At 39.9% G+C, this 26,999-nt stretch carries 26 protein-coding genes and 1 pseudogene; 13 read left to right on the top strand and 14 right to left on the bottom strand.

What is annotated here, in order from left to right:
- Positions 1-45 precede the first annotated feature (45 nt).
- Entirely contained in the window at positions 46-243 is a 198-nt protein-coding gene (locus ACTHJT_RS17590) for a DUF6526 family protein (protein ID WP_440240648.1), read from the bottom strand.
- Positions 244-380: 137 nt separating this feature from the next.
- Between ACTHJT_RS17590 and ACTHJT_RS17585 the strand changes: the two genes are divergently transcribed.
- From ACTHJT_RS17585 to ACTHJT_RS17570, 4 genes are read left to right on the top strand one after another with little or no spacing between them, the layout of a single operon-like run.
- Positions 381-1,739, top strand: a complete 1,359-nt coding sequence (locus ACTHJT_RS17585) for a glutamine synthetase family protein (RefSeq protein WP_440240646.1) — start codon at positions 381-383, stop codon at positions 1,737-1,739.
- A gap of 22 nt (positions 1,740-1,761) precedes the next feature.
- Complete coding sequence (locus ACTHJT_RS17580; protein ID WP_440240644.1) at positions 1,762-2,808, top strand: hypothetical protein; 1,047 nt, start codon at positions 1,762-1,764, stop codon at positions 2,806-2,808.
- Positions 2,809-2,852: 44 nt separating this feature from the next.
- On the top strand, positions 2,853-3,701 hold the full coding sequence (locus tag ACTHJT_RS17575) for a TIGR01459 family HAD-type hydrolase (RefSeq protein WP_440240642.1): 849 nt from the start codon (positions 2,853-2,855) through the stop codon (positions 3,699-3,701).
- Positions 3,702-3,752: 51 nt separating this feature from the next.
- Positions 3,753-4,514, top strand: a complete 762-nt coding sequence (locus ACTHJT_RS17570) for an outer membrane beta-barrel protein (RefSeq protein ID WP_440240640.1) — start codon at positions 3,753-3,755, stop codon at positions 4,512-4,514.
- A gap of 51 nt (positions 4,515-4,565) precedes the next feature.
- Here ACTHJT_RS17570 and ACTHJT_RS17565 read toward each other — a convergent pair whose 3' ends face one another.
- Genes ACTHJT_RS17565 through ACTHJT_RS17550 form a run of 4 tightly spaced genes read right to left on the bottom strand, consistent with a single transcriptional unit; the run spans position 4,566 to position 8,091 of the window.
- On the bottom strand, positions 4,566-5,486 hold the full coding sequence (locus tag ACTHJT_RS17565) for a glycosyltransferase family 2 protein (RefSeq protein ID WP_440240638.1): 921 nt from the start codon (positions 5,484-5,486) through the stop codon (positions 4,566-4,568).
- Complete coding sequence (locus ACTHJT_RS17560) at positions 5,459-6,727, bottom strand: O-antigen translocase (protein WP_440240636.1); 1,269 nt, start codon at positions 6,725-6,727, stop codon at positions 5,459-5,461. Before ACTHJT_RS17560 ends, ACTHJT_RS17565 begins: the two co-directional genes overlap by 28 nt.
- A 56-nt stretch (positions 6,728-6,783) precedes the next feature.
- A complete protein-coding gene (locus tag ACTHJT_RS17555) occupies positions 6,784-7,677 on the bottom strand; it encodes a GNAT family N-acetyltransferase (protein ID WP_440240634.1) in 894 nt (297 codons plus the stop codon).
- Positions 7,678-7,683: 6 nt separating this feature from the next.
- A complete protein-coding gene (locus tag ACTHJT_RS17550; protein ID WP_440240632.1) occupies positions 7,684-8,091 on the bottom strand; it encodes a sugar 3,4-ketoisomerase in 408 nt (135 codons plus the stop codon).
- A gap of 80 nt (positions 8,092-8,171) precedes the next feature.
- Between ACTHJT_RS17550 and ACTHJT_RS17545 the strand changes: the two genes are divergently transcribed.
- The 3 genes from ACTHJT_RS17545 to ACTHJT_RS17535 all read left to right on the top strand — a co-directional run bounded on the left by ACTHJT_RS17545 (position 8,172) and on the right by ACTHJT_RS17535 (position 10,614).
- Complete coding sequence (locus ACTHJT_RS17545; RefSeq protein ID WP_440240630.1) at positions 8,172-9,044, top strand: hypothetical protein; 873 nt, start codon at positions 8,172-8,174, stop codon at positions 9,042-9,044.
- Positions 9,045-9,046: 2 nt separating this feature from the next.
- Positions 9,047-9,658, top strand: coding sequence for an IMPACT family protein (locus tag ACTHJT_RS17540; RefSeq protein ID WP_440240628.1), 612 nt, complete (start codon positions 9,047-9,049; stop codon positions 9,656-9,658).
- An 83-nt stretch (positions 9,659-9,741) separates the two neighbouring features.
- Complete coding sequence (locus tag ACTHJT_RS17535) at positions 9,742-10,614, top strand: carbon-nitrogen hydrolase (protein WP_440240626.1); 873 nt, start codon at positions 9,742-9,744, stop codon at positions 10,612-10,614.
- Positions 10,615-10,810: 196 nt separating this feature from the next.
- Here the strand turns inward: ACTHJT_RS17535 and ACTHJT_RS17530 are convergent, their stop codons facing one another.
- From ACTHJT_RS17530 to ACTHJT_RS17510, 5 genes are all read right to left on the bottom strand, one after another.
- A complete protein-coding gene (locus ACTHJT_RS17530; RefSeq protein ID WP_440240624.1) occupies positions 10,811-14,188 on the bottom strand; it encodes an efflux RND transporter permease subunit in 3,378 nt (1,125 codons plus the stop codon).
- Positions 14,189-14,250: 62 nt separating this feature from the next.
- Positions 14,251-15,366, bottom strand: a complete 1,116-nt coding sequence (locus ACTHJT_RS17525; RefSeq protein ID WP_440240622.1) for an efflux RND transporter periplasmic adaptor subunit — start codon at positions 15,364-15,366, stop codon at positions 14,251-14,253.
- 36 nt (positions 15,367-15,402) lie between these two features.
- Positions 15,403-16,794, bottom strand: coding sequence for a TolC family protein (locus tag ACTHJT_RS17520; protein WP_440240620.1), 1,392 nt, complete (start codon positions 16,792-16,794; stop codon positions 15,403-15,405).
- Between the two features lie 31 nt (positions 16,795-16,825).
- Positions 16,826-17,440: a TetR/AcrR family transcriptional regulator gene (locus tag ACTHJT_RS17515; RefSeq protein WP_440240618.1), complete on the bottom strand. Its 615-nt coding sequence runs from the start codon at positions 17,438-17,440 to the stop codon at positions 16,826-16,828.
- A 208-nt stretch (positions 17,441-17,648) separates the two neighbouring features.
- Entirely contained in the window at positions 17,649-19,505 is a 1,857-nt protein-coding gene (locus tag ACTHJT_RS17510; protein WP_440240616.1) for a gliding motility-associated C-terminal domain-containing protein, read from the bottom strand.
- A gap of 235 nt (positions 19,506-19,740) precedes the next feature.
- Between ACTHJT_RS17510 and rlmD the strand changes: the two genes are divergently transcribed.
- On the top strand, positions 19,741-21,138 hold the full coding sequence (gene rlmD, locus ACTHJT_RS17505) for a 23S rRNA (uracil(1939)-C(5))-methyltransferase RlmD (RefSeq protein ID WP_440240614.1): 1,398 nt from the start codon (positions 19,741-19,743) through the stop codon (positions 21,136-21,138).
- 90 nt (positions 21,139-21,228) lie between these two features.
- Here the strand turns inward: rlmD and ACTHJT_RS17500 are convergent, their stop codons facing one another.
- Positions 21,229-21,453, bottom strand: a complete 225-nt coding sequence (locus tag ACTHJT_RS17500; RefSeq protein ID WP_440240612.1) for a GNAT family N-acetyltransferase — start codon at positions 21,451-21,453, stop codon at positions 21,229-21,231.
- An 81-nt stretch (positions 21,454-21,534) separates the two neighbouring features.
- Complete coding sequence (locus tag ACTHJT_RS17495; protein WP_440240610.1) at positions 21,535-21,684, bottom strand: hypothetical protein; 150 nt, start codon at positions 21,682-21,684, stop codon at positions 21,535-21,537.
- A gap of 193 nt (positions 21,685-21,877) precedes the next feature.
- Here ACTHJT_RS17495 and ACTHJT_RS17490 point away from each other — a divergent pair, with 193 nt between their 5' ends.
- The gene (locus ACTHJT_RS17490) at positions 21,878-22,087 is read left to right on the top strand and encodes a hypothetical protein (protein WP_440240608.1); all 210 of its coding nucleotides are present in this window, start codon (positions 21,878-21,880) and stop codon (positions 22,085-22,087) included.
- 35 nt (positions 22,088-22,122) lie between these two features.
- On the top strand, positions 22,123-22,500 hold the full coding sequence (locus ACTHJT_RS17485; protein ID WP_440240606.1) for a hypothetical protein: 378 nt from the start codon (positions 22,123-22,125) through the stop codon (positions 22,498-22,500).
- Between the two features lie 150 nt (positions 22,501-22,650).
- On the opposite strand, the gene thiL is transcribed toward ACTHJT_RS17485, so the two are convergent.
- On the bottom strand, positions 22,651-23,691 hold the full coding sequence (gene thiL / locus ACTHJT_RS17480) for a thiamine-phosphate kinase (protein WP_440240604.1): 1,041 nt from the start codon (positions 23,689-23,691) through the stop codon (positions 22,651-22,653).
- Positions 23,692-23,910: 219 nt separating this feature from the next.
- Between thiL and ACTHJT_RS17475 the strand changes: the two genes are divergently transcribed.
- On the top strand, positions 23,911-24,042 hold the full coding sequence (locus tag ACTHJT_RS17475; RefSeq protein WP_440240602.1) for a hypothetical protein: 132 nt from the start codon (positions 23,911-23,913) through the stop codon (positions 24,040-24,042).
- A 125-nt stretch (positions 24,043-24,167) separates the two neighbouring features.
- Positions 24,168-24,494: a HesB/IscA family protein gene (locus ACTHJT_RS17470; protein ID WP_440240600.1), complete on the top strand. Its 327-nt coding sequence runs from the start codon at positions 24,168-24,170 to the stop codon at positions 24,492-24,494.
- Positions 24,495-24,556: 62 nt separating this feature from the next.
- Here the strand turns inward: ACTHJT_RS17470 and ACTHJT_RS17465 are convergent, their stop codons facing one another.
- A complete protein-coding gene (locus tag ACTHJT_RS17465) occupies positions 24,557-26,125 on the bottom strand; it encodes a GNAT family N-acetyltransferase (RefSeq protein ID WP_440240598.1) in 1,569 nt (522 codons plus the stop codon).
- 239 nt (positions 26,126-26,364) lie between these two features.
- Between ACTHJT_RS17465 and ACTHJT_RS17460 the strand changes: the two are divergent.
- Positions 26,365-26,999, top strand: a pseudogene (locus tag ACTHJT_RS17460) (S8 family serine peptidase); the annotation flags it as partial.

The raw sequence follows: 26,999 nt of genomic DNA, 5'->3' as shown, positions 1-26,999 counted from the left end.
TTAATATAATTCATGAGTTATGATAGTTTTTTGATTGTTCAGCGCTTAATGGTGGCGCTTTAAAAACGACAGGGATGCCAGCATCAAAAACAACCCTGTAAACGCCAGCCAGATCAACGCATCATCCGGTTTACTGAAGATGAAGAAGCTTGCAACACCCGCACAGGTAAGCACTACCGGATAAAAAATAAAATGATGGGGCGTATAATACCGTTTGTGATTTGAATACTTCTGTGTTTTCATATAACTGATTTTTGTAAAAGGAATCTTGCAATTTGAAGTAGGTATATGCTCAATTTTCATATAAAATATGCTAAATTGAGCAGAAATGAAAGATTTTTATCTATGATCCTGATATGCACCTTTTAAGATAAGTTCGTATGACTGAAAAAGAAATCGTTGAGTATATTAAGAATAATGACATTCAGAAAATAAAATTTGCCTTTGCGGATATCGATGGTGTGCTGCGCGGAAAGCTCATACACATCGATAAATTTTTAGAGGGTCTGCAAGAAGGTTTTGGATTTTGTGATGTTGTATTCGGCTGGGACAGTTCAGATACGGGCTATGACAATGTGGGCGTTACAGGCTGGCATACCGGCTATCCGGATAAGACAGCACAGATCGATCTTTCTACTTTCCGTCTGATTCCATGGGAAAACAATACACCATTCTTCCTGGCTGATTATAAAAACAACGACAACACCGCATTAAGTATTTGTCCGCGTACACTGCTGAAAAGAATTGCGCACGAATGCACCGGGATGGGCTACCATGCGTCTTTCGCGCAGGAATTTGAATGGTTCAATTTCAGGGAAACACAACAAACTCTGGCTGAAAAAAACTTTAGTAACCTTACCCCTCTTACGCATGGCATGTTTGGTTATTCTATTCTCCGTCCTTCGCTGGAAGACGCGTACTACAATGATCTGTTTGATCTTTTAGGGGCGTTCGACATTCCGCTGGAAGGACTGCATACAGAGACCGGTCCGGGCGTGTATGAATGTGCATACTTTCACGATGAAGTATTGCGTGCAGCTGATAAAGCAACGTTGTTAAAAACAGCTGTTAAGGAAATTGCCAACAAGCATGGTATTATTGCTACGTTCATGGCGAAGATCAGCGACAAACTTCCGGGTTGCAGCGGTCACATACATCAAAGCTTATGGAATGCTGATAAAACAAGCAACCTGTTTTATGATGCAAACAGAGAGCACAACATGAGTGATCTGTTCAAGCATTATTTAGCCGGACAATTATATTGCCTGCCGCACATCGTCCCTATGCTGGCGCCTACGGTAAACAGTTACAAACGCCTGGTCGAAGGCGCCTGGGCACCTACAACCATTACCTGGGGTTTTGATAATCGTACCACGGCATTGCGCATTTTGAATCATGCACATAAAAGCACACGTCTGGAGCAGCGAATCTCCGGCTCAGACACCAATCCATACCTGGCAATGGCTGCGTCACTGGCATCAGGCTTGTATGGCATCAAACATAAATTATCGCTGGATGTACCGGCAACAGTGGGTAATGGCTATGCTGACAAACGCAATGGTTCTATTGCTTCAAATTTAATGGAGGCTACACAATTGATGAAACATTCAGACATAGCGAAGGAATTATTTGGCGATGCCTTTGTTCAACACTTCACGGCAACACGTGAATGGGAATGGAGACAGTTTTCAAAACACGTAAGTGATTGGGAAATGAAACGCTACATGGAAATCATCTAACACACGAATAACTTTACAGTCAATGGAATTAAACGATCTGTCAACCATTATTAGTCAGGCTTGGCAAGGATTTGATAACAGCAAGGAAATAAAAGGGATTGAAGATATCAGTGCAAAGGTATCGACCAATCACGTATACAGAGTTACGTTTGTTGACGATGACATTGTCATCGCTAAAATATCCTTTTTCGGCAAGTACGAAAATTTCAAAGAAGACCACCGCATCATCCATGCGCTTTCAAACAATTTATTATATCCGTTTGAAAATGTACTGGGTAAATCATTACTTAAAAACAATCAGGTATACACCTACCGTTACCAGGAAAACAACATGGATGCCTGGGTTGTATTCTACAATCCGATCCGCACACAGCAGCGTCTTCCGAAACGATTAAGTGAAAACGATATCCGCAAGCTGGGAGAACAAATGGGTAAGTTTCACAAGGCATGTGCAAAGCTGAAGAACGTTCTTCCGAAGTCTTCCAAAACACTACGCACTGATATTTATAAATTACTGGAATCGCTGGACGAGAACCCTACCCTGTTCGGTACCCGCGCCAAAGCAGATTACCTGAAACACCACTGCGAGCAGTTTCTGAAAAACAGAAATAAATTAAAAGTACGTGAACTGGATATCATGCCTGTGTTCATCGACTGGAACATTGGAAACTTTTCCGTAACAGAAAAGCTTGAATTATTTTCGCGCTGGGATTATGACTGGTTCCGCATGAGCTACCGCATGCTCGACTTCTACTTCTTCAGCCGTGTGGTTTCAGACATCGGCGACAGAACGGTTTTCAGTTATGTGATAGGACCGCTAATGGAAGACCGGTTTATTATTTTTCTGAAAGAATATCATAAAGTAAATCCGCTGACAAAAAATGAAATTCTTTTCCTGAAAGAAAGCTACCGTTTTTTCATATTGAATTATGTGATAAAAGACGGCAACTATTTCTTCAATGAAAAATATGCAACCAAGCTTCAGGCTGAAGCCTTTGAAATTTATCTGCCTTCAGTAGACAGAGATTTTGACGCAACAAAAATCCTTGAAGCCCTTGATCTAAACTAGTTATCCATATACGTTGTCCTGCGTTCAGCATTAACCGGAATACCATGCAAATCGACTCCTTCAAATCCATCTTACCAAAATACAAATCAATTTTCTTTGATGCTTTTGGCGTCTTAAAAACCTATAATGGATTATTACCCGGCATTGAAAATACGTTTGACTATTTAAAAGCCCAGGGCCAGGATTATTACATTGTAACAAATGATGCATCCCGCAGCCCGGCTCAGTTAGCGGAGTCTTATCACAGACTGGGCCTATATGCGATTACTGAAGACCGTATCATTTCATCGGGCATGATTACGAAAGAATATATTGACCTGAAAGTAGATAGCGGCATTGTTGCCTATCTGGGCACAGAAAATTCCGCAAAATATCTCGCAAGCACTGGTATTAAATTATTACCAGTAAGCGCCATTGATGACAGTAACATTGGCGAAGTGAATGCATTGGTTTTATTAGATGATGAAGGATTCAACTGGTTTCACGATTTAAATAAAACTGTAAACCTGCTGCGTAAGCGCACCATACCGGCAATTGTAGCGAACACCGACAACACCTATCCGCTTACCAAACACGATGTTGCCATTGCCATAGGCGGCGTGGCAACCATGATTGAAAGTATATTGGGCAGAAGATTCATTCGCTTCGGTAAACCGGATTCGCAAATGTTCATGTTCGCCTATGATATGCTGCGCCAGAAAATGAATATCAACAAAAAAGAAATTCTGATGGTTGGCGATACATTACACACAGATATTCTGGGCGGAAATAAATTCGGATTGGATACAGCCCTTGTATTAACAGGCAATACGCGTATTGATGATGCCGAAACAAAAATTAAGTCTACTGGTATCGTTCCCACTCATATATGTGAATCTGCAGTAATTGATTAATTCTTTATATAAATTTTCTCATACATTTAAGCACACATAAACGATCACACAATGAAAAAGTTTTTATTTGCTGCAGGTCTGCTCATCATGAGCCAGCAGCTTTTCGCTCAATTGGAAAAAGGGATGATCGCCGTTGGCCTTACATCTTCTATAAAAGCCAGTAAAACAGAAAACGAGTACAACTATACCAACGGCAATCCTGTTCACTATTATTCAAACAGTACGGTTAAATCCACTTCATTCAATGTTGCTCCGAGTGCCAGCTACTTCCTGTCCAGCAAATTCGCTGTGGGTGCACAGGTAGGTTATATCGGGTATGTAACAAAAAACGAATATACAGACAAATACAATTATACGCCTACTGAAATGGATTATAGCTATTCCAAAACTACTTCGGCTGGTATCGATGTTACTCCTTATGTAAAATATTATTTTTCACTGAGCGACAATGTATATTTCTTCCTGAAAGGATCTGTTGGATTTTCAAACAGCAGAGGTGAAACTTCAGGCTATGATGAAACTACATTGTATGATGGAAGCGGCAACGTAACAAGTACCGTACGCAGTAATGAATACGGTCCGAACAAAACAAAAACACTTTCACAAAATATCGGTATCAGCCCCGGAATGCTATTCATGCCTTCACAAAAAATCGGTATTGAATTCTCTCTGGGAAATGTATTTGGCGCAACTTCTTCAACCAGCAAAACTACGGATGATAACGGCAACACCAGTAAATACACAACCAGCAACCTTGAATACTTTAACTTCAATACACTGAGCGTTGGTACCGGTATTTATTATTTCTTTTAAATAAAAAATAATAACTTATAAATAAAAAAGTCACGCCTTAACGTGACTTTTTTATTTCCATATATAAGCGGCAGCGCTTATAAATATACCATATACATAAAATAAAGGATCAATAGCTTTCAGGATCACTGCATATTCTTTTACGACCGATGTGTATTTATACCTCAATGCCTGCTTGATTTCATACCGACATCGGTGCACAAGCGCTTTTTTTTCTTCTTCTGTTTCGCACAACCACCAGGCTTTTTTACAAACCTTTAAGGTTGATTGAAACATATGCTGCTGCCGTTGCTGGTAAAATAAACCTGATAACGAATTGGGCACAATGCGTTTGGCAGACAACACTTCAGGCAAATAAACGTAGCTGAATAATCTGGAAGAACGGATCCAGAAATCAAAGTCTTCATACGCCAGCGATTCATCGTAGCCATTCAGTGCTTCTATCACTTCCCGCTTAAACATCATACTCACAGGATTAATGTAGTAGCGGCTTAACAAAGCTTCAAAAACATTTCCCTGCGGGATAAAATCTTTATGAAGCTTATGATGCAAGGCAGGATAGTGTTGCTTTATAATTTTCGATTCCGTATTGATTATATCAACATTTGTAAAGCAAACACCATTGTTTCCGCACTGTTCCAGCAAGGTTACCTGTTTAGCAACACGTTCGGGATACATCAGATCGTCCAATGCAAAATCAATAATGTATCTGCCTTTAGATAAACGTAGTGCCTTATTAAAAGACCTGCAATTACCTTCGTTCGCAGTATTCCGGATAAACTGAATATTTTTTCCTGCTATACAGGATTGAATAACGGCAGCACTCTGGTCTGTGCTTGCATCGTCTACGATAATCAGTTCAATGTGTTGATAGGTCTGCGCGAATACAGAATCCAGGGCTTCCCGGATGAAAGGAGCATGATTATAACTGATAGCGATAATGCTTACAAGGCCTTGCTCTCTGTCATCCATACCTGCTTATAATAAAAAAGAATCAGTATTGAATATACAATGTAACGGATCAGGTTTGCAACGGCCATAACCTCCCAGGTGAAATAATCTGAGCCGAAAATAAATACCATGATAAAAACAATGCCGGAAATAATTTCAAAGATTATAAATCTGCGGGTATCAGCAGAAGCCATCAGCAAATACCCACCTACCCATGAAATACACCGCAACCAGTCGCCGATAAGAATCAATAAAAAATATTTATCTGCCTGCACAAACTCCGTTGAAAAAAGAACCCGGAACAGCAGGTCTTTCAATACGTACATGGTAACAATGCCAATAAATGTTACAGTTCCGTAGATCAGCATGAATTTCTTTACATAAGCATGCAGTGCCGATTTATCTTTGATGCTTTCAGATGCATACGGGTAAAAAATAGTTGCGAGAAACGCACCGCACAGGAATACAAATGCCTGCGATATTTTAACGGCCGACTGCCATAAGCCGCTTTCATATGGTCCAATCAGATCAAAGGCAATCTCTCGCACTACATAATCCAGTAACTTACCGGATACAAGTGATACAACACCCATGATGATCAGCGGCATGAAATAATCTTTTCCTTCAAAAAGATCTTTCACATCGGCCCAGGTATACCTGAATTTTCGGTATACCGTAAAGATCATATAAATGAATACCGGAAAATTGGATAGTGTAACAGCAAGTATGATCCAATACAGGGAGTCTGCTACATTAAAAGACACACAAGCCGTCATGCCGGCTACCGAAGTAATGCCAAGTAAGAATGTATAGATCGCGTAACGTTTTAATTTATGTCTTGCTACCATCCAGGCCGAGGCAAGCAAATTCAATACAAACAGGAAAAAGGAAACCCCGATGAGTGCGCTCGAAGATGCATCCACAAACAATTCTTCCAGGGGAGAATCGGCTATGTACATGTATACAAACAGACAGATCCATTGGATCATAAAAATTATAATGCTCCAGATTACCGTATGAACAATAATTTTCCCGGTGTGCGACTTGCTGTCTTCTTCCTGGGTAAGTTGGTTAATAAATGCTTTATGTATGCCTTCCTGCGGGATATGCATGAAGAATGCCACCAGATTCTGGTAATGCGTTAGCAGCGACAAGCCAACCGGACCGAAATAAACCGAAACAATTTTATTATAAATAAATCCAAAGGAAACATTTAAGAAAATACTGATCAGTGAAAAAAAACTATTCCGGATTTGATTCATATACAAATGTACATATTCAAATTAAATTAATCATAATCCTGCTTCTTGAGACAGAATTAAAAAATGAGCTCATACGTATTTTTTCGGCTGTCCATTGCGCCGATATGCTTTTTAAACAGATGCAGGCCTTCATTCAGCTCTCCGTTTACAGAAGATATGCCCAGGTCAATCATTTTATAATGCTGACGCTGCGCATATTCATACATAGCTTCAAGCAATAAAACAGAAGGACTCACAGCTGCATGCTCCGGATCTGAAGCACCAAGAAAATAATAAAGTACATCTTTATTTACACGGACAAAAACAGCATTGGCAACTAATTTCTCTTCCAGGTAAATACCTGCATATTGATAGACTCCCGGCAGTTTCAATGCCAGTTTTTTATATTCTTCCCTGCTGATCGTAACCGGAAAATCCTTATGTTCACGCGACCTGCGATAGAGGTCAAACCAGGTATCTGAGTCAACCGTATCCTTTATTTCTATTCGTGGCGACAGAGATTTGATTTTATTCAGACGTCTCTTCTTTTGATCATCCAGACGCAACTGAAAAGATGCTGAATCTACAAAAAGATGTTGATTCCAATCTGAATATTTTAAAAGAAAACCGTGCGCAATTAATACCTCATGAATGCTGTCTGTTGTTCCTGGCTGATAGCAAGCCGGCGATTGGCGGATCGTAACAGAAACCGCACCTGATTTTTTCAATGTATCTTTCATATAAGATACGAACGTTCGAAGCAATACCGGATCGCTGCATTCAATGCCGCCAAAAGGAGCACGGATGCCACTCACAAAATATTCATTATCTGTTTTCGCAAAAGAACAACATACCTGTGGTGAAGTTTTTTTATCAAAAAAATAAAGCTGCTCAACAGAATGATTATTCAAATAAAGCTGCTGATTAAAAAGCAGATTTGCATCAGGCGCTATCTCGGAAGAATAATTCATTACAGCTTATTGCACACACATGGACTTAAAAATTTCATAATCCCGGATATAATCACTTTCATCAAATTCTTCAGAAGCCAGACAAAGCAATACAGCTTTGTCTTCCAGGTAAATTTTACGCCAGTGCATCACCGGAACCAGCAGCCCTTGCTGCGGATCTGAAAGAACAAAACGTTCCTTCTCACCTTTTGCATTCTCCAATTCAACCTCTATCCTGCCTGAAACCGCCACCAGCAACTGCACACAACTGATATGTGCATGATTGCCCCTTTCAATATGAGCGGGTGTCTGATACACCCAATACACGCGCTTGATCTCAAAGGGTACATGACGCATTGATTGAGCTACAGAAATATAACCAACCTCTTCATCACCGATGCCTGTAAAATGTATCAAACGTGGTTTTTCTGCCATAGAAATTTTATAACTTTGTAAATATAGTAATTTACGTGAATGTGTCGTAAATCAACTGCAACCGTTTCTTATTCAAACTAATGATTTACCTGTTTTTAACTGTCCTGTGCACTTCTGCTCTGTTCATCTTATTCCGTGTATACAACAATCTTAAGATTAATATATTTCAAACAATTGTATGGAACTATGTTGTGTGCACACTTACAGGAATTGCATACCAGTATGACCTGCTGAGCCAGGCTTTATATACAAAACATATGAATACTGTGATTGCTTCCAGCATGGTTGGCAGCTGCTTTTTACCCATCTTTTTCCTGATCGGGACATCTACACGCCTGGCCGGACTTACGCCTACAACCATGGCCAATAAACTGTCCATGATCATACCTGCCGGTTTTGCCATTCTTATCGGCCTCGCGCCATTTACCTGGCTTCAGTTCGGCGCGATTGTGATTGGTATTCTTGCAGTCTTTTTCAGTTCACAAAATCAAAACGGAACCCAGGACACCGTTGCCCGTCCGTATTTACCGTGGCTGGTATTTATAACAGCCGGTTTACTGGATCTGGCCATTATGTATGTAAATAATAAAATTGCTACGGAAGAAAGTGCAGGCCTGTTCAGCATACACACCTTTGCAGCAGCAGCGAGCTGGGGGCTGCTGGCCTTAACTACATTACTTGTACTGAAGAAAGACACGTTCCAGGGGAAAGCCATCCTGAGCGGAATTGTATTAGGTATCCCCAATTATTTTTCTGTTTACTTTTTACTAAAAACACTGAACTATTTTCATCACGATGGTTCCTTTGTGTTTCCGGCATTGAATCTTTCCATCATATTATTCACAGCAGTTTTTTCGCTTATCGTTTTCAGGGAAAAATTTTCATCCCGCTTGACAATTGGTTTACTCCTTGCGATCAGTTCTATTCTGCTATTGTATTTGAATAAAGCGTAGTCATGAAAGAGGATTTTTATTTCACCATTTCAGAATCTACTTCTGCCGAATATAAAGAAAAAGGCAGCAGGTTTATTGCTATAAGTTATCCTGTTGATTCTGAAAAACAGGTCAAAGAAATCCTGCAGGAAGCGCGTAAAAAATACTACGATGCACGCCATGTGTGCCATGCGTATATTATAGGCACCGAAGAACGGATCATGAAAGGCCAGGACGACGGAGAGCCGGCACACACCGCAGGAACACCAATCCTGAACCAGATTCGTTCGAAAAATCTCACCCAAATCCTGGTTGTAGTAATACGGTATTTTGGTGGAACCAAACTGGGCGTAAGCGGGTTGATTGAAGCGTATAAAGAATCCGCCAAAGCATGCCTGGACAAAGCAACCATCCTTGAAAAATATGTTTCCGACACACTGGAAATTACCTTTAATGCATCCTTACAAGGTGAGGTCATGCGGTTGGTAAAAGAATTCAACGGGGAAATCTTGTCCCTCGATTACCGGGATAAGATCATATTATTGATAAAAATACGTAAAAGCATCACTCCTAAGTTCTTACAAAAACCTATTGTTGGCGTTACAAGCAACATCTGTAAAACTGGGCCGGAATAAGGAATGGTTAAACTCTTATGGTTTGCTTTTATTTAGCTGTAAATACTGTTAATTTTAACATCTGAAACTAATCTTATAAGACATTGAATAAGAAAGTAAACGTTGGTTTGGTTCAATTGTCCTGCAGCAGCAATGTAAAAGACAATTTTGAAAAAAATGTAAAAGGCATACGTGAAGCTGCAGCTAAAGGCGCGCAGATAATTTGTCTGCAGGAATTATTCGGCTCACTGTATTTCTGTGACGTTGAAGATTACGAAAACTTCAAATTGGCTGAGTCTATTCCCGGTCCCGCAACAGACGCTTTCCAGGCATTAGCAAAAGAGCTTGGCGTGGTGATCATCGCTTCACTGTTTGAAAAAAGAGCGGAAGGCCTGTATCACAATACGACTGCAGTGATTGATGCGGACGGCAGTTATCTGGGTAAGTACCGTAAGATGCACATCCCGGACGACCCGGGTTATTATGAAAAATTCTATTTCACGCCTGGTGATCTTGGTTATAAAGTTTTTAAAACAAAATTCGCAACCGTAGGCGTGCTTATCTGCTGGGACCAGTGGTATCCTGAAGCAGCACGTATCACTTCGCTGATGGGTGCAGATATTCTTTTCTATCCGACTGCGATCGGCTGGGCAGACCACCAGACAGAAGAGGTAAATACGGATCAGTACAATGCATGGCAAACCATACAGCGTTCGCACTCGGTTGCAAACGGCACACCTGTCGTATCTGTAAACAGAACAGGTATTGAAGCCAATATGCAATTCTGGGGCGGATCATTTGTTTCAAACGCACAGGGCCGCATCCTCTATCAGGCACCACATTTAACAGAAGAAATACATGTACAGGAAATAGATATGTCGCAAACAGACTACTACCGTACACACTGGCCTTTCCTGCGCGACAGACGCATCGATTCGTATGCGCCGATTCAGAAAAGGTTTATTGATGAAGATTAATAGGCGGAACGCCTAAAGCTAAATGCATAAGGCTAAAAGCTCACTATTTAAGAGCACGTGTTCCTTCATAAAATTTCTTTCTAATAAAGCAAAAAAGGTGGTCTCGCAAATTGCGAGACCACCTTTTTTGCTTTAAGCTTTAAGCTTTTCGCCTTAGGCATTTTAACCTTCGGCTTTAAGCCTTACGCCTTCGGGGTTAAGACAGTTTCTCCACTTTAATTCCCAACCACCCTTTGATTTTACGAGTAGCCTTGTAATTGATGTAGTACATGATTGGCACCAGAATCAATGTCAGGAACGTTGCAAAAGCAAGACCATGGATCATTGTCCATGCAAGCGGCCCCCAGAATGCTACGCTATCACCTCCGAAGAAGATATGCGGATTTCCTTCTGAGAATAAACGTGCAAAGTCAATGTTCAAACCTACTGCCAATGGAATCAAACCAAGAATGGTTGCCGTTGCCGTAAGCAATACCGGTGTCATACGTACTTTACCAGCATGTACAATGGCATACTTCAGATCATGCCCCTGCTCCATAATGATATCCGTAAATTCAACTAAAATAATACCATTACGAACAACAATACCCGCAAGCGCAATAATACCAACACCTGTCATTACAACAGAGATCGACATTCCGAAAATACATACGCCCAGCAGAACACCGATTACACTGAAGCCAATTTCAGAAATGATCAGAATAGGCTTGCTGATGGAGTTAAACTGTGTAACAAGAATGAACGCGATCAGGATGAATGAAGTCAACATTGCCATTCCAAGGAATGCGCCTGTTTCAGCCTGCTCTTCCTGCGCACCTGTTAACTGAATAACAACTTCAGATGGTTTTTTGAAACCCGGAAGCAATTTCTTGATAGCAGCATTGATTTCATTGGCGTTGGCACCAGACAATACGTTAGAAGACAACGTAACAATACGACGTTGGTTCTTGCGTTTAATCCCGCCATATGAATTTCCAAAATGTGCTTTCGCTACTGAAGACAATGGAATCTGGCGAATCTGACCACCCATGTTCATATCACGGAACGTAATTTTAGAATTCATCAGATCATCAATATTTGTCCGCTGATCAAATGTATAACGAAGTTCAATATCGTATTCATCGTCCTTATCACGGAACTTAGAAACGTCTTTTCCAAATACGGCATAACGCAGCTCCATACCGATCTGGCCTACAGAAATACCTTCTGCATTTGCTTTTTCCTTATCAATATCGATTACGATTTCAGGTTTATTTTTAACCACATCCGATTTTAAATCTTCAATTCCTTGAATACCGGAGTTATCAATGGTTCTTTTTAATGATTCTGAAAGTTCAATCAACTCGTCGTAATCATCTCCAATGATCTCAATATTAATTTCTTTACCGGTTGGCGGCCCTCCCTGTTCCTGGTCTACAATGATCTGCGTTCCGGGAATACCTTTCACAGCCTCACGGATCTTACTTAAATAAGGTACTGTAGATTCACCGTTACGGTGTGCAAACTCTACAAAGGCAACGGTAACTTTAGCTTTATGCGGCGCAGTACTTAAATCCATTTCATTTGCATCGCCTGCACCTATCGCTACGTTGGTGATCACGGATGAAACAATTGGATTATTATGGCCAACTACTTTAAAGATACGTTTTTCAACCACCTGTGAAATTGAATCTGTATAAGATTGATCCGTACCAATAGGCATATTGATATATGCATAAATAAAGTTCGGATCACTGGACGGGAAGAAAACAACTTTAGGTTTTGCAATACCCACTAAAATGAAAGATAATATCAACATTACAAACGTACCTCCGAGCAATAAAAACGGACGGGCTCCCACCAGACACCACTCAAGTACTTTTTCATATTTGTTTTGTACACCCGGCCAGATATCATCCTGGAAATGTTGTATCACATCTATCAAAACAAATTTGTTCAATGTGACAAACAGTGCGATGAAAACTATAAAATTACCGGTGCCAAAATGGCCTAAAGCATAACAAAATAATGCGTTTAAACCAAATAAACCCATCCAGAAGAGATACCCCCTGGTGATTTTCTTGTGGCTTTCACCATGTACATGCGGCTTCATGAAGTCAACCGCAAAGACCGGATTGATAATATATGCAACCAATAAGGATGCAAGCAATGTAACAATCAAGGTGACAGGAAGGAAGTACATAAACTTACCAATAATACCTTTCCAGAATAATAGCGGAACAAATGGAGCCAGTGTAGTCATTGTACCTGAGAATACAGGAAGGAATACCTCACCTGCCGCCTGTTTAGCAGCCTGTTTGATTGGAATCTTACCGTTTTCATAAATCCGGTGTGTGTTTTCAATAACCACAATGGCATCATCCACCACAATACCCAATGCAAGCAGGAACGCAAAGAGCACAATCATGTTCAATGTAATGCCCATGGTTGGCAATACAATAAATGCAATCGCCATAGACAATGGTACGGATAAACCAACAAAGATCGCATTGGTAGTACCCATGAAGAACATCAGAATAAGTACAACAAGTACGAAACCGATGATGATGGTATTGATCAGATCGTGCAGCGTTGTACGGGTCGCATCAGACTGATCACCGGTAATGGTAATTTTTAAACCATCCGGTAATTTTGTTTTCTGCTGCTGAGCAATCAATTCCTGAATTTTATCAGAAGCATCGATCAGGTTCATCCCGCCTCTTTTGATCACATTCAGAGTAATTACATTTTTACCATTCAACCGGGCAAAACTTTCAGCTTCTTTATAAGTATCTTTTACCCCGCCGTTTTCCAGTACATCTTTCAGATATGTCTTTGCTCCGGATTGAGAAAGAATCAGAATATTGTTGATTTGATCCATGTTATCAAACTCTCCTGAAACAGTGATATTCCGTTTCATTCCATCCATTTTGATTGTACCTCCCGATATTGTCATGTTCTGATACTGGATTGCACGCTCAATATCAGAGAAAGTGATATTGGCAGCTTCCATCTTGTATTTATCAACGTTTACCTGAATCTCTCTTTCAGGAGCCCCTACAATATCAACACGACGGATCTCTTTCATGGATTCAATCTGATCCTTCATGTCATCGGCATACTTCTTCAGCTTACTCAATTCGTAATCACCGGAAAGATTGATCCCCATGATCGGCACCTGAGAAACATCTATTTCAATAACCTGCGGATCATCGGGTAAATCTGACGGTAAATCATTCTTAGCCTGATCCACCGCATCCTTTACTTTTTGTTTGGCAATGTTTACATCAACATCCGTATTAAACTCTACTAATACGCTGGAATAATCCTGAATGGAATTACTGGTAATTTTTTTAACACCGGAAATACCTTTCACCTGCTTTTCAATATGCTTGGTAACCAACTTCTCCATATCGCTTGGCGAAGTACCGGGATAAATGGTAGCAACATACATCTGAGGAAATACAATCTCAGGAAATTGCTCTTTGGGTAAATTGACATAAGATATAAAACCGAAAATCGAAATGATTACAGTAAGTACGTATATACTTGTCTTATTATCAATAGACCAGCTACTAACTTTAAATTCTTTCATGTGTGTAACATTTAAAATTTTATGAGCACATCAACTTTACTCACAATTTATTTTGAAAATTTTTATTCAAATTTAATTGGTTGGCCTTCTACAAGATCCTGGTAGCCGATTGTGATCAGCTTATCACCTTCTTTCAAACCATCCATAACCTCAACAGAGTTGTCATAATACTGGCCTGGCGTAATAAAACGTTTTGCAGCAATATTTCCATCTGCTACGTATACATAACTCTTATCATTGTTGCGCTGCACAAGATTTACAGGAATTACAATTACTGAAGGATTTGTATAATCTTTGATTCTGATGTAAGAGATCATGTTTGCTTTAAGCAGATTCTTATCCTGCTTCAGGTCCAGATCAACCTGGAAAGTCCTATTAACCGGATCAATTACATCTCCAACTACTTTCACGCGTGTATTAATTTCTTTATTTACATCCGGGAAAGTTGCAATTGCCTCCTGGTTTACTTTTACTTTGCTGATATATGACTCTGATACTTTTGCAATCAGTTTCAGATCATTTGTATTTACAAGTCGGAATGCAGGCATACCCGGAGGTAACAGCTGTCCTTCTTTTGTATACACTTCATCGATCACACCCGAGAATGGTGCACGAATAGAAGTTTTAGAATACTGTTCCTGAAGTGTCGCTTTTCTTGACTCAAGAGATTCCTTCTGGTTTTTTGCTTGCAGATACTGAACTTCTGTTCCAATCTGCTGTTCCCATAAACGTTTTTGTTTATCATACAATTGATTGGCAAGTTCAAGTTGCTTATCAACTTCTTCAATACCTTTCAGAATCTGTTCGCCATCTGTTTTAGCCAACAATGTTCCGGCTTGTACCTGCTGCCCTTTTACAACATATACATGATCTACAGAACCACCAATAGAAGAACTTACCTCTACGTTTTTGTCAGAATCAATTTTGCCTTGTACTTGTAGATAATGTGTAAACGGTTTTTTCTTTAACTCTTCAAAACCAACAATGATGAATTTTGCATTCGCGTTTTTTGTCGTATCTGTTTTTTTAATTTCTTCTTCAAGCGCGCTGATCTTTTCTGCCAGAGCAGCCTGCTCGGATTTTAATTTTTCCAGTTCTGCCTTTTTATCCGGAGCACCGCAAGCAACAGCTAACGCAAGCAATCCTAAACTTAAATATGTGTATGTATTATTTTTCATAACGAATGTTTTTTAATAGTAAAATATTCTAAAGAATTATTCTGTATATAATGTTCCTGTTGCTTTTTGGTAATCGATCAATGCAACCAAAGCATTATAAACTGCATCGTAGTAATTTGTCTGGGAAGTTTTAAATGAATTTTCCGCATCAACAACTTCCAGGTTGGTACCTACACCTTCATCGTACTTAACCTTTGTTTGCTTAATCACCTGTTCAGCTAATTCAAGATTGCGTCTCTGGGATTTAATATTCTCCAGGTTGTTGTCCAAAACAAGTTTTGTTTGCTGCACCTGAAGGTCAATAACACCTTCCATCATTTTCATATCATTCTGCACCTTCTGTACCTTCAACTTCGCACCTTGTTGTTGATAGTAATGGTTCCCACCGGTAAAGATCGGCACACTAAGTTTTGCTCCAACAAAGCCATATCCATAATACTTTGTTGAATACAGCTTCATATAATCGTTTTGAGAGTTTACCATACCTGCTGTACCAAAAGCTACCAATTTGGGATAGCTGATTGCCTTTGTATTTTTAAAATTCAACTCTTCAAGTCTTTTTTGTGTAGACATCAAAGAATACTCAATACGTTTGTTGTAATCGAATGTACTCATGTCAGGATTGCTTGCAGTATTCAGACGTTCCACTAATTCATCCAGCGTACCTTTAAGTTTTAATGGAGCATTCACCGGATAGCCCATTTGATATTTTAATAAAGCATAAGTAACGATCACCTGGTTCTGTACATTTACCCGGTCTGTTTTTAAATTGTTCAATGTTACTTCCACACGGTTCACATCCAGGTTTTCTGCAAAACCACTTTTGTTTATTTCTTTCAATTGTCTCAGCGACGTATCCAGACGGGCAATATTTGCATCCAATAATTGAATACGCTGTTCATTAATTAAAACCAGATAAAATCCTTTTGTAATTTTATCTGTTGTTTCAATTTTAGTTTGCGTCATGGATTTTGTTGCAAGTTCAGAATATGTCTTTGAAGCCTTTAATCCTATGATATAAGAACCATCAAAAAGCAACTGTGATGCATTCAATGTTGCCGTATTCAATCCTTTCAACTGAAATAAATTGGGAATGGCCATAGTACCGTTCGGATCGACACCTGGAGGTAAAGGACCTCCTCCATTCAGAAATTCATTTGCAACCTGATTAGTCATAAACATTGGCTGCAATTGTACATTGTACATTGTATTACCTTCAAAATTTATTTGAGGTAATCCGTATGCACGTGTTTCGTTGACCTTGTATTTTGAAATCTGCTGATCAAGTGCAGCATTTTTAACCGATGCCTGATTTGCAAATGCATAATCGATGCATTGGTTCAGCGTAAACACAGAATCCTGCTGTGCATGCGCTCCCTGATACATGACCAGGGCTACGAGTAGGGGTAAAAGGCGTAATTTGTTCATAGTTTGTTTAGTAAAAGTATTTTTCAAAATCTTAATCCTCTTCTTGAATCTGTTTGTATTTGTTGATGAGCTTGTGTCCTTTAAGCGTACATATTCCGTATAAAAAATGATCCAATAACTGGAGCTGCACATCCGGGAAGTGCTTGCCTTCCTTGAATATCCTTGGATTGAATCCCCATTCTACCTGTTCCATCCTGAGTCTGGAAAGAATGTCTATATTTATCTGTGACCTGTAAAAGCCCATGGATATCCCCCACTTTAAATTCTCAGAAAGGGAATTAATGATGCAGGCCTCTTTAAAACTTAAAAAGCTTTCATATGCTTTGGGATAATACCGTTGTATTTCCATCAGCAAAAACGGATTCATGTTTACAAAAAGCGAGCGCATATAATCCGATAATTTTAATACTTCATCAATCGGATCTTTGGCAGTTGCATGGACCAATTCTACCTGGTTCTGCTGATCTTCCATGATGGTTTGCACAGCAAGGGTTACCAATTCATCTTTATCTGCCACATGCTGGTAGATCGTTTTTTTGGAAATCCCCAGCTTTTTAGCAACCTCATCCATTGTTATAGACTTTACTCCATAAGCCAGAAACAATGCTTCAGCCCCTGAAATAATTCTACTTTTAACTTCATCCATACACTTCAAGCAATTTTCTGAACAAAACTATGGAAACTTTTTACATTCCTAAAGTTTTTTAAGTTTATTTTGAAAATATACCTAACTAACTAGTAATCAATAAAAATTAAATATAAAAAAAGCGGTAAAAAATAGTACTTAACTATTTTTTACCGCTTTTCCTTTAGCGGTTCCAGAAAATGAGCTTGGGCTGCCCGGTAATTTCCTTCTACTTGGCCGGGTCACCAAGCACCTGCAGCCACCCTTTCCGCAATTCGGAATTGAAGTCCAGCGAATAATAATAGACCCCGTCACTCACATCCGGATGCCATTCAAACAACCGATCCTGGCTGTAAAATATCCGCGCCCCCCAACGATTGTATATTTCAATCCCTTTAAAATAGGTATCACAATTTCCTACAGGAATTCCCGGAATGTAGTAATAATCATTCAGCCCGTCGCCATTGGGTGTAATCAGGTTGGTGACCTGCATATGTTCAAGAGATACTTCATTGTTGACAACAACAATGGTTTGGTAAACAGTATCCGCATTATTCGTAAGCAAACAGCTATTGTCTTTAACAATAAACTCTACTGTATAGGTACCAGGCTGCAAATCGCTGCAGGACGGCCGCCAGGAAAAAGGTGAGCTTATAGTTTGTGAGCTATCACGCACATCCTGGAATACCATTCCATCTCTGCGGTTGTACATGGTCAATGATAACAGATCACCTGCATCAGCATCGGTTCCGAAAACCCCGAATGTTACCAATGAATCTACCTTCACTACTTGCGGATTCACGAAGGGGTTAATAAAAACATCCGGTTTGGCATTCGGATCTACCTCAACCCTGATGGTAAAAATCAATGTGTCATATTGGGCAGGACAACGATTATCCTTGATAATAATCGACATCGGATAATACGTGGTCTGACTTATGTGCAACAAATTGCATGGGTCAAAACAGATATTGGTATTATAGGTATTCCTGAAACCATCGAGGTTAATCTGCGATGGAATATTAAATGCCGATGCAGGATATTTACCTGTTTTCGCCGTAACATAAATTGTTTCTGTAATGCCATAGACAGAGGCATCAATATCGGTGATGTAAACAGGAAAACATTTCTTTTCACTTATTTTTACAGTAAGCGTATCTTCATCTTTAATGCTTGTATCCTTAAACCCAATGACAGGCTTGTTGTTGATGGGACAAATCTGGACATTAAACTGATAATCTTTTTTGACTTCACCGATTTTAACATTCCCTCTGTACTCCTGCACCAATATACCGAAACAATAAACGCCAACCTGCGACGGATTAAAAGTAAGCATACCGCTACTTGAATTGATGGTTAATGGCACCGTTCCCGGAATAGGATTGCTGCCGCTATAGCCCGAATTCCAGGAAACTTCCCGGGTTACGTAGGTAGGATCAATGGCCTGCAAAGGTGCCGACAAACTATAAACAAGTCTGTCTCCATCGGGATCTGTTGCACTCATGTTATATGTGCTGAGTACATCCTTACAGAAATACTCATTTTCCAGCGGTTTAAAAATCGGAGCTGAATTCTGATAAAACAATGGCGGACATTGAAGATACAAGGCTATGTCCTGATTATCGGGTGCATTCAGATTTGTGATGATTTCATTTCTGCAGCACAGTTCCCAGGTGATATAGTATGTGCGTGCAGACCATGAGCCCAGGTATTGTGCAAGGTCTACGGTTTTAGAATAAATAAGCAGGTTCGTGCGCACAACATCTGCTGTTGCGCAAAAGTTATCATTCGTAGCAATCTGGTTATTGTAAACTAGAGGCAGATCAAGCTGATTAATGTATGTGTTATTATTGGAGGGCGTCACTGATGTAGTAAAGTAAACAGTCTGAAGTGTTTCAACACCATAGCCGTATTTGCTCACACTAATCTCATTGATGTAGGTATTCAATGTTACCTGATAAATTGTTCCATCACCTGTCCATTTTACCTGCAATTCTCCGCCAATGATATGGGTGGCAAATGATTGGTGTGAAAGAAAAATATAAAAAGTCAGAAACGTGATATACCTGCTGATCGTTTTACTCATACGCTCGAATTCAACTGCTTAAAGATACTCATATTCAATTTCAATTAATCATAATTGAGCTTATTATTCCTGTTAGAACGTTGTTTTTTATAAATTCCGTATATGTTCCCCCACAATAAATCAAATGCTTGAATCCCATGTCTGCAGTTACATCCTCTCGAGCGAATCGGGAGCCTTGCAATAATCTTCGGGGTGAAGGTATTAGAACAGATTTATTCCGTATTTTTGTAGCCTTATGTTAGAAAGAGGTCAAATATTAGAGTCTGTAGCCATTGAAGAATTGGGTGCAGAAGGAAAATGTGTAAGCAGGTATAACAATATTGTTATTTTTTCAGAAAGAACCGTTCCAGGTGATGTTGTAGATCTGAAAGTAACACATTTCAAGAAAAAGAAATTTGGTGAAGCCAAAATTGATAAAATTATAAAAGCCTCTGAGCACCGGGTTGAAGCGAAATGCCAGCACTTCGGCTTATGCGGAGGCTGTAAGCTGCAGCACATCGATTATGCTACGCAGCTGCATTTCAAAGAAAAACAGGTAAAGGATAACCTGGAGCGTCTGGGTAAAATTGAGATCCCCGAAATCAAACCGATTGTAGGTTCTGAAACCACGTATGAATACAGGAATAAATTAGACTTTACCTTCTCCAATAAGCGCTGGCTGCTGGAAGAAGAGATGAGCCTTGAACATGATACGCTGTATGGCCTGGGCTTTCACTTACCCGGAAAGTTTGACCGTGTTATTGATATCGAGCATTGTCACCTGCAGCCTGAACCTTCCAATGCGATACGCATGGAAGTGAAAGCATATGCCTTAAAGCACGGCTTAACATTTTATAACGTGCGTGCACACGAAGGTTTCCTGCGTAACCTGATCATCCGCACCACCAATAAAAAAGAAGTAATGGTGCTGGTACAGTTCGGTGAAAATAACGGGAAAGCGATTCAAGGCTTGCTGTCTCACCTGATGGCTACTTTCCCGCAGATCACTACCCTGATTTATTTCATCAATACCAAAAAGAACGATACCTATTCAGACCTGGATGTGCATGTGTTCCACGGGCCAGGTTATATCCAGGAAGAAATGGAAGGTTTGACATTCCGCGTTGGACCAAAATCTTTCTACCAGACCAATTCAGACCAGGCGTATAAACTGTATGAGATTACGCGCGACTTCGCAGGATTAACGGGCAATGAAGTGGTATACGATTTATATACCGGAACCGGAACAATTGCAAATTTTGTTGCTAAAAAAGCAAAACAGGTGATCGGGATCGAATACGTTGCCGATGCGATTGAAGATGCGAAAATAAATTCGAAGATCAACAACATCAACAATACCTTGTTCTACGCGGGTGACATGAAAGATGTGCTGAACAGAGATTTCATCACGCAGCATCAGCGCCCGGATGTGATCATTACCGATCCGCCTCGGGCAGGCATGCATGAAGATGTAATCAAAACCTTGTTATTTATTAGTGCGCCGAAAATTGTTTACGTAAGCTGCAACCCGGCTACACAAGCCCGCGACCTTGCCCTGCTGGATTCAGATTATAAAGTAGCACGCATACAGCCCGTCGACATGTTCCCACACACGGCTCATGTGGAGAATGTGGTGCTGTTGGAGAAAAGGTAAAAACATATTCATTGCTTAAAAAAATAAAAAGGTGATCCTTCCTGATAGTTAACAGGAAGGATCACCTTTTTTATTTACTGCAAGTATGGTTTACCCCGACCATGAATAATAATTATGCGCTTCATCCAGAACAAAATCTGCTCTTGGATATAAACTGTTTCCGATAAAGTTTGATTTTGCAGTCTCCAGTATCAAGCCTACCGCATTCGAATTCCTCGACACTTCTTTCGCCTGATCAATCAATGCGACCGAAACACGCTTTCCTCTGTACACTGGCTGTACATAGAGATCATTCAACAGCCACAAACGTTTCATTCTTGTAGAAGAAACAATGGATAGAGCTGCACAAAACCCATGGCTGTATGTTCTGCATTGAATGCGATAAAGATTTCCGAGTCATTTTTTTTTTATCCGTTCGAGTAAAAATGTTTTTGCAGCCGGCAAATCACTTTCCTTTTCATAAAAGACCCGGTACGCATCAAACAGCTCTGCCAATGCATCTATATCACGTATCTCTGCTTTTCTAATCTTATGTATTTGGGACATGTATGTAATATAATAGATTGAATCGTTGGACAATTTGGGAGAATTTTTCTTTTTTTTCAAAACCTAAAAAGCAGCGTTGCAAGTCATATGCACAGGATGAGTCAGGAATAATTTGTATCTTTGGTGCTGTTTGCTATGAATGCTTAAGACAAATAATTAAATTCCGTAACAACCAATTATTAACTATACTGCTATGGGAATAACTATTGAATCACTAAGGGCTCTTGCCAAACAAAATCTTTTAAACAAGGAATTAAAATACGACGATTCATTTGTTGTATCAGAAGAGCATAAAGCTGAAGTTGAATCTTTATTAAGAGAAGGCAAAGTCGGCTACCAGGGAATTACCCAGCCCGCAAACAATGTACTGTTTATCATACAGCCCTACGGCGAACAAGGATAATATTATCAATAAAAAATAAAAGGTTGCAAAGTACGATGATTGATCAATCAAACGACCCGGAAATCAACGGTAAATTTTTAGGCACCGTATCATCTGATTTCATTAAAGTATGTGATACACTAAAGGAGGCTGCATATCAGTTAAAAGCACGCGGCATTTCCAACTACCCGATCTTCCCAATTTGCAAGGCTACCTTACCTTTCGGACAATTATTGCTAGGCAAGACGGAAGTAGAAACTCAATGGAATTATTATTTCTCTACAGCAGATGAATTCCAGCAGTTGGGTTTTATCGACAAAGATAAGTTTGATGTTTTCCAGTCGACTTACAAGGACCCCGAAGAATTCTGCTGCCTGTTTGTAGTTGACAAGGAGTTTACCAACTTTCTGTTTATACCGTACCCGGAGGATTAAGAGTTGCTGCCGATTTTAGCTTCCGTGAATCAAATTCCAGTAAAACAAAAAACAAATTCCAAACCGCAAAAGACAGATAGAGCAGCAGTTTAGAATTTGCTTTTTGTTATTTGGAATTTGGAATCATTTTAAAAGTTAAGGCCTAAGGCCTTAACTTTTAAAATGATTCCAACCCTGCGCCGTTACCGGTACCAGGTGATCGCCTTTAGTATAAATATGTACACCTTCATCGGCTGATTTTATATAACCAATCACGGAAATATCCGGATGGTTGCGTACTTTTTCATAATCAGACTGCGCAATGGTAAACAGCAGTTCATAATCTTCTCCGCCATTCAGCATTACCGTTAACGGATCCAGTTCAAATTCACGTGCCGTATCAAAAGTCATCGGGTCAATCGGCAGTTTATCTTCGTAGATATATGCCCCTACATTTGATTCCTTGCAGATATGCAGCAACTCAGAAGCCAGTCCGTCTGAAATATCAATCATGGCACTAGGTTTCAGCCCTAAGGTTTTAAAACTCTTGATCACGTCTACACGTGCTTCAGGTCTTAGCTGGCGCTGCACAATATATTCTTTATCCAGCAACTCCGGCTGCATGTCCGGGTTGGCCAGGTATACTTGCTTTTCGCGCTCCAGTACCTGCAGTCCCATAAAGGCCGCGCCGAGATCTCCCGTAACACAGATCAGGTCGTTTATTTGTGCACCGCTTCTGTAAGCAGCTTCCTCTTCCCTGCCTTCACCAACAACAGTAACAGAAATGCCCAGGCCACTTCTGCTGGAAGTTGTATCGCCGCCTACCAGGTCAATTGAATAAGCTTCGCAGGCCAGTTTCATACCCATATACAATTCTTCAATCGCTTCGACGGAGAAACGATTGCTTAAAGCGATACCCACTACGATATGCGAAGCTGTTCCATTCATCGCAGCGATATCTGAAACATTTACTGCAACCGATTTATAACCCAGGTGTTTTAAAGGTGTATATGCCAGATCAAAATGAACTCCTTCCATCAATAAATCCATTGAAATGAACTGAATTGCATTTTCTGCAGTTTTAGTAACTGCCGCATCATCGCCAATAGACTTTATAATCTTTGAAGATTTTGCTGGAAAAAACTCCTTTAAACGATCAATTAGACCAAATTCGCCAATTTCTGATAGCTCAGTACGTTTCGGATTGTTCATTAATTTGAATTAATTGGTTACTTTTTATAACTTTACTAGTATTAACTCGACTAATAAGCCTTAAATTTATGAAAAAAATTGCACTCTTCCTTATGCTTGCTTTCACAGTAGGTACCTTTACAGATTGCGTTAAATCGAGCAAGACCTGCCGCAAGAATGTGAAGAAAATCAAAAAAATGCGCAAAAAAGATCCAAACTTCAAAGTATAACTCACTACTTATGAAAACGAAACAAATTCTTGTTGCCCTTGGTATCATCCTGTTTCTGGGAGTTAGCTGCGTTCGTGCCAGCAAAAGCTGTAAAAAAGATTACAGAAAAGTAAGAAAAAACAAAAGTGCCTGGACAAACTAATTATTGAGTGTATCTACCCCGATACACTCAATTTCTTTCCAAAACTTTGTACTTTTAATTTCTGCAGGAATAAGAACTCTTGGAGTAGCTTACTTGTTTAAATTAAAACACATTCATTAAAAGGTATGATTTCCATAACAGATAAGGCTAAAGATCACGTTGCAGATTTACGTGCGCGTGAGGGTTATACAGACGAGTACAATATCCGCGTTTCCGTTAAAGGCGGCGGATGTTCAGGTTTGATGTATGATCTGAACTTTGATAATAAAATTGACGAAGCCGATCAGGTTTTTGAAGATAAAGGTGTAAAAATTCTGGTAGATAAAAAGAGTCTTCTTTACCTGCTTGGTACTACATTGGATTTTACAGACGGATTAAATGGGAAAGGATTTCACTTTGTTAACCCGAATGCCAGCAGAACTTGTGGCTGCGGCGAAAGCTTCTCTGTTTAATACGCTTGAAACAAATCATAAAAAAAGTCCTCACGCTTTTGCATGAGGACTTTTTTTTATGATCAATGATCATCTTCACCTTTCTTATTCAACCAGCGAAGCTCATACAGATCGTTGCGTCGTGTTTCCATATTGCGCACAGAACCAAACTTCCGCTGACGCTTCAACAGATCCAGATCCAGATCAGCAATCAAGGTTGTTTCCGTATTTGGTGTTGCTTCCGCCAGGGTTGCATCATGCGGAAATATAAAATCTGATGGTGAGAATATACCTGATTGTGCATATTGAATATCCATATTCTCTACACCCGGCAAATTACCTACACTGCCGGAAATGGCTATATAACATTCGTTTTCAATGGCCCTTGCCTGGGCGCAGCGCTGCACGCGGATAAAGGCACTCTTCGTATCAGTCAGGAACGGAACGAAAATAATGTTTACACCTTTGTCTGCCAGCAAACGCGATAGTTCAGGGAATTCAATATCAAAACAGATCAGAATGGCAATCTTGCCGGCATCGGTTTCAAACACCTTCAGTTTATCACCGCCCTGTAAGCCCCAGTAATTGGCTTCATCCGGTGTAACATGTAATTTGTACTGATAATCCCAGGTACCGTCCCTTCTGCATAAATAAGAAACGTTGTATAAACCATCATCTTCATATTTAGGCATACTGCCTGCAATGATATTGATGTTGTAAGAAAGTGCCAGCTCCATCATTTTAGCACGTATCTCTTCCGTATAATCTGCCAGCGCTCTTACCGCATCCGAAGCAGAGTTCTGGTTGAACTTCGCCATCAACGGTGCATTGAAAAATTCGGGAAACACACAGAAGTCGGCTTTGTAACCGGAAACTGTATCTACAAAGAATTCGATCATCCGATATAACTCTTCAACCGAAGCCATGTTCCGCATCTTCCATTGTACCAGGCCAACACGTACCAGTGATTTATTTCCACCAAATAATGTTTCCTCTGTTTCATATAAGGCATTCTTCCACTCCAGCAAAGCGGCATAAGCCTTCGAATCGCGGTCATCCGGCAAATAGCCCTGGATAATCTTACGCAAGTGAAAATCGTTTGCCAGCTGGAAAGTCAATACGGGATCAAAAAGTTCTTTCTTCTTTACCTCTTCAATGTATTGACGTGGTGTTAATTTTTTAGCATAGTTTTTATAGCCCGGAATCCGGCCACCCACAATGATTGCACGAAGATTCAGCTTTTCGCATAATTCTTTACGTGCGTCATACAAACGCCTGCCGAGACGCATCCCCCTGAATTCGGGATGAACAAAGATATCGATGCCATACAGCGTATCTCCTTCCGGATCGTGGTTGCTTAATAAACCATCCCCTGTGATTTGCTGGTACGTATGCTTATCGCCATAATTGGAATAGTTCACGATCAAGCTGAAAGCAGCTGCTATCACTTTACCGTTATCTTCAATACAGATCTGTCCTTCGGGAAAATAATTCAAATGTGAACGCAATTCCTTCTTCGTCCACGGCCCCCCGATGTCCGCATAAACGAATTCCATAATCTCACAAATATCATCGTAATCGCTTAACTTGATATTTCTGATTTTTAATTTGTGTACACTGGAGCCAACCTCAGTTTCCTTATTCTTTCCCATAGAAATTTTATTCAACAATACATCCTTATGTATTCGAAGTTACGTATCTTAATTCGAAGTAAAAACCGTAAAAATTAATTATTCCTGTAAGATGGCCGTTTTCCTCCGGAATCAGTTATAATAGGGCTTAAAAACGAAACCAGCCCCCTCTCTGAATATAAGTTACTTTATCAGCTAACAATGAGTTAACATAACATAAACAATTTTATATTGTATTGCGTTTAGTAATAAACAATTGAATGAAAAAAATCTATATAAGTATAACCTTCTTCAGCTACTCTCTCATACTTTTACTATTTAGTTTGAGTACGGTGTATGCCCAGAATAATTCTCCAAAAGCAGATTTTGAAGCTGATATTTTATTGGTGAAAGTTAAAACTGAATATAGAGATTTTTTCAATGACACAGCTGCCGTTCATCTTCTTCAGAACTTCATTTCACCGGTAAAAATAATCTCGGCAAAAAAAACATTTCCGAACTGTACCCCACCCGCTGAAGCTGATCACGTAGATCTTACGCGTATTTATACCGTCAGTTTTTCAGGAATTGAGAAAAAGAATCTTGCCAACTTATCAAGACTTATCCAGGGCTATGGCTATTTTGATTATGTGCAATTGAAATACATCCAGACACAACATGCAGTATTCTACCCGAACGATCCGGGGATCGCTGCCGGTTATCAGAACTACCTCGGCAGGATGAAAGCCTATGAAGCATGGGCTATAGAAAAAGGTGATCCCAATCTTGTAATCGGAATTATTGATACCGGCGTTGACTATACACATGAAGATCTTGTAGCAAATATTGCCTTTAATCTTGCCGACCCGATTAATGGCATTGATGATGACAATGATGGTTACATCGATAATTATCA

It is taken from the genome of Cytophaga sp. (assembly GCF_051961495.1).
Lineage (GTDB): Bacteria > Bacteroidota > Bacteroidia > Cytophagales > Cytophagaceae > Cytophaga.
Note: the sequence above shows the minus strand (reverse complement) of the source record. Positions and strands in the feature narration are given on the sequence as shown.

Coding starts and splice junctions, on each gene's coding strand:
- ACTHJT_RS17590 (WP_440240648.1), bottom strand. CDS start 243: ATGAAAACACAGAAGTATTCAAATCACAAACGGTATTATACGCCCCAT.
- ACTHJT_RS17585 (WP_440240646.1), top strand. CDS start 381: ATGACTGAAAAAGAAATCGTTGAGTATATTAAGAATAATGACATTCAG.
- ACTHJT_RS17580 (WP_440240644.1), top strand. CDS start 1,762: ATGGAATTAAACGATCTGTCAACCATTATTAGTCAGGCTTGGCAAGGA.
- ACTHJT_RS17575 (WP_440240642.1), top strand. CDS start 2,853: ATGCAAATCGACTCCTTCAAATCCATCTTACCAAAATACAAATCAATT.
- ACTHJT_RS17570 (WP_440240640.1), top strand. CDS start 3,753: ATGAAAAAGTTTTTATTTGCTGCAGGTCTGCTCATCATGAGCCAGCAG.
- ACTHJT_RS17565 (WP_440240638.1), bottom strand. CDS start 5,486: ATGGATGACAGAGAGCAAGGCCTTGTAAGCATTATCGCTATCAGTTAT.
- ACTHJT_RS17560 (WP_440240636.1), bottom strand. CDS start 6,727: ATGAATCAAATCCGGAATAGTTTTTTTTCACTGATCAGTATTTTCTTA.
- ACTHJT_RS17555 (WP_440240634.1), bottom strand. CDS start 7,677: ATGAATTATTCTTCCGAGATAGCGCCTGATGCAAATCTGCTTTTTAAT.
- ACTHJT_RS17550 (WP_440240632.1), bottom strand. CDS start 8,091: ATGGCAGAAAAACCACGTTTGATACATTTTACAGGCATCGGTGATGAA.
- ACTHJT_RS17545 (WP_440240630.1), top strand. CDS start 8,172: ATGATTTACCTGTTTTTAACTGTCCTGTGCACTTCTGCTCTGTTCATC.
- ACTHJT_RS17540 (WP_440240628.1), top strand. CDS start 9,047: ATGAAAGAGGATTTTTATTTCACCATTTCAGAATCTACTTCTGCCGAA.
- ACTHJT_RS17530 (WP_440240624.1), bottom strand. CDS start 14,188: ATGAAAGAATTTAAAGTTAGTAGCTGGTCTATTGATAATAAGACAAGT.
- ACTHJT_RS17525 (WP_440240622.1), bottom strand. CDS start 15,366: ATGAAAAATAATACATACACATATTTAAGTTTAGGATTGCTTGCGTTA.
- ACTHJT_RS17520 (WP_440240620.1), bottom strand. CDS start 16,794: ATGAACAAATTACGCCTTTTACCCCTACTCGTAGCCCTGGTCATGTAT.
- ACTHJT_RS17515 (WP_440240618.1), bottom strand. CDS start 17,440: ATGGATGAAGTTAAAAGTAGAATTATTTCAGGGGCTGAAGCATTGTTT.
- ACTHJT_RS17510 (WP_440240616.1), bottom strand. CDS start 19,505: ATGAGTAAAACGATCAGCAGGTATATCACGTTTCTGACTTTTTATATT.
- rlmD (WP_440240614.1), top strand. CDS start 19,741: ATGTTAGAAAGAGGTCAAATATTAGAGTCTGTAGCCATTGAAGAATTG.
- ACTHJT_RS17500 (WP_440240612.1), bottom strand. CDS start 21,453: ATGAAACGTTTGTGGCTGTTGAATGATCTCTATGTACAGCCAGTGTAC.
- ACTHJT_RS17495 (WP_440240610.1), bottom strand. CDS start 21,684: ATGTCCCAAATACATAAGATTAGAAAAGCAGAGATACGTGATATAGAT.
- ACTHJT_RS17490 (WP_440240608.1), top strand. CDS start 21,878: ATGGGAATAACTATTGAATCACTAAGGGCTCTTGCCAAACAAAATCTT.
- ACTHJT_RS17485 (WP_440240606.1), top strand. CDS start 22,123: ATGATTGATCAATCAAACGACCCGGAAATCAACGGTAAATTTTTAGGC.
- thiL (WP_440240604.1), bottom strand. CDS start 23,691: ATGAACAATCCGAAACGTACTGAGCTATCAGAAATTGGCGAATTTGGT.
- ACTHJT_RS17475 (WP_440240602.1), top strand. CDS start 23,911: ATGAAAACGAAACAAATTCTTGTTGCCCTTGGTATCATCCTGTTTCTG.
- ACTHJT_RS17470 (WP_440240600.1), top strand. CDS start 24,168: ATGATTTCCATAACAGATAAGGCTAAAGATCACGTTGCAGATTTACGT.
- ACTHJT_RS17465 (WP_440240598.1), bottom strand. CDS start 26,125: ATGGGAAAGAATAAGGAAACTGAGGTTGGCTCCAGTGTACACAAATTA.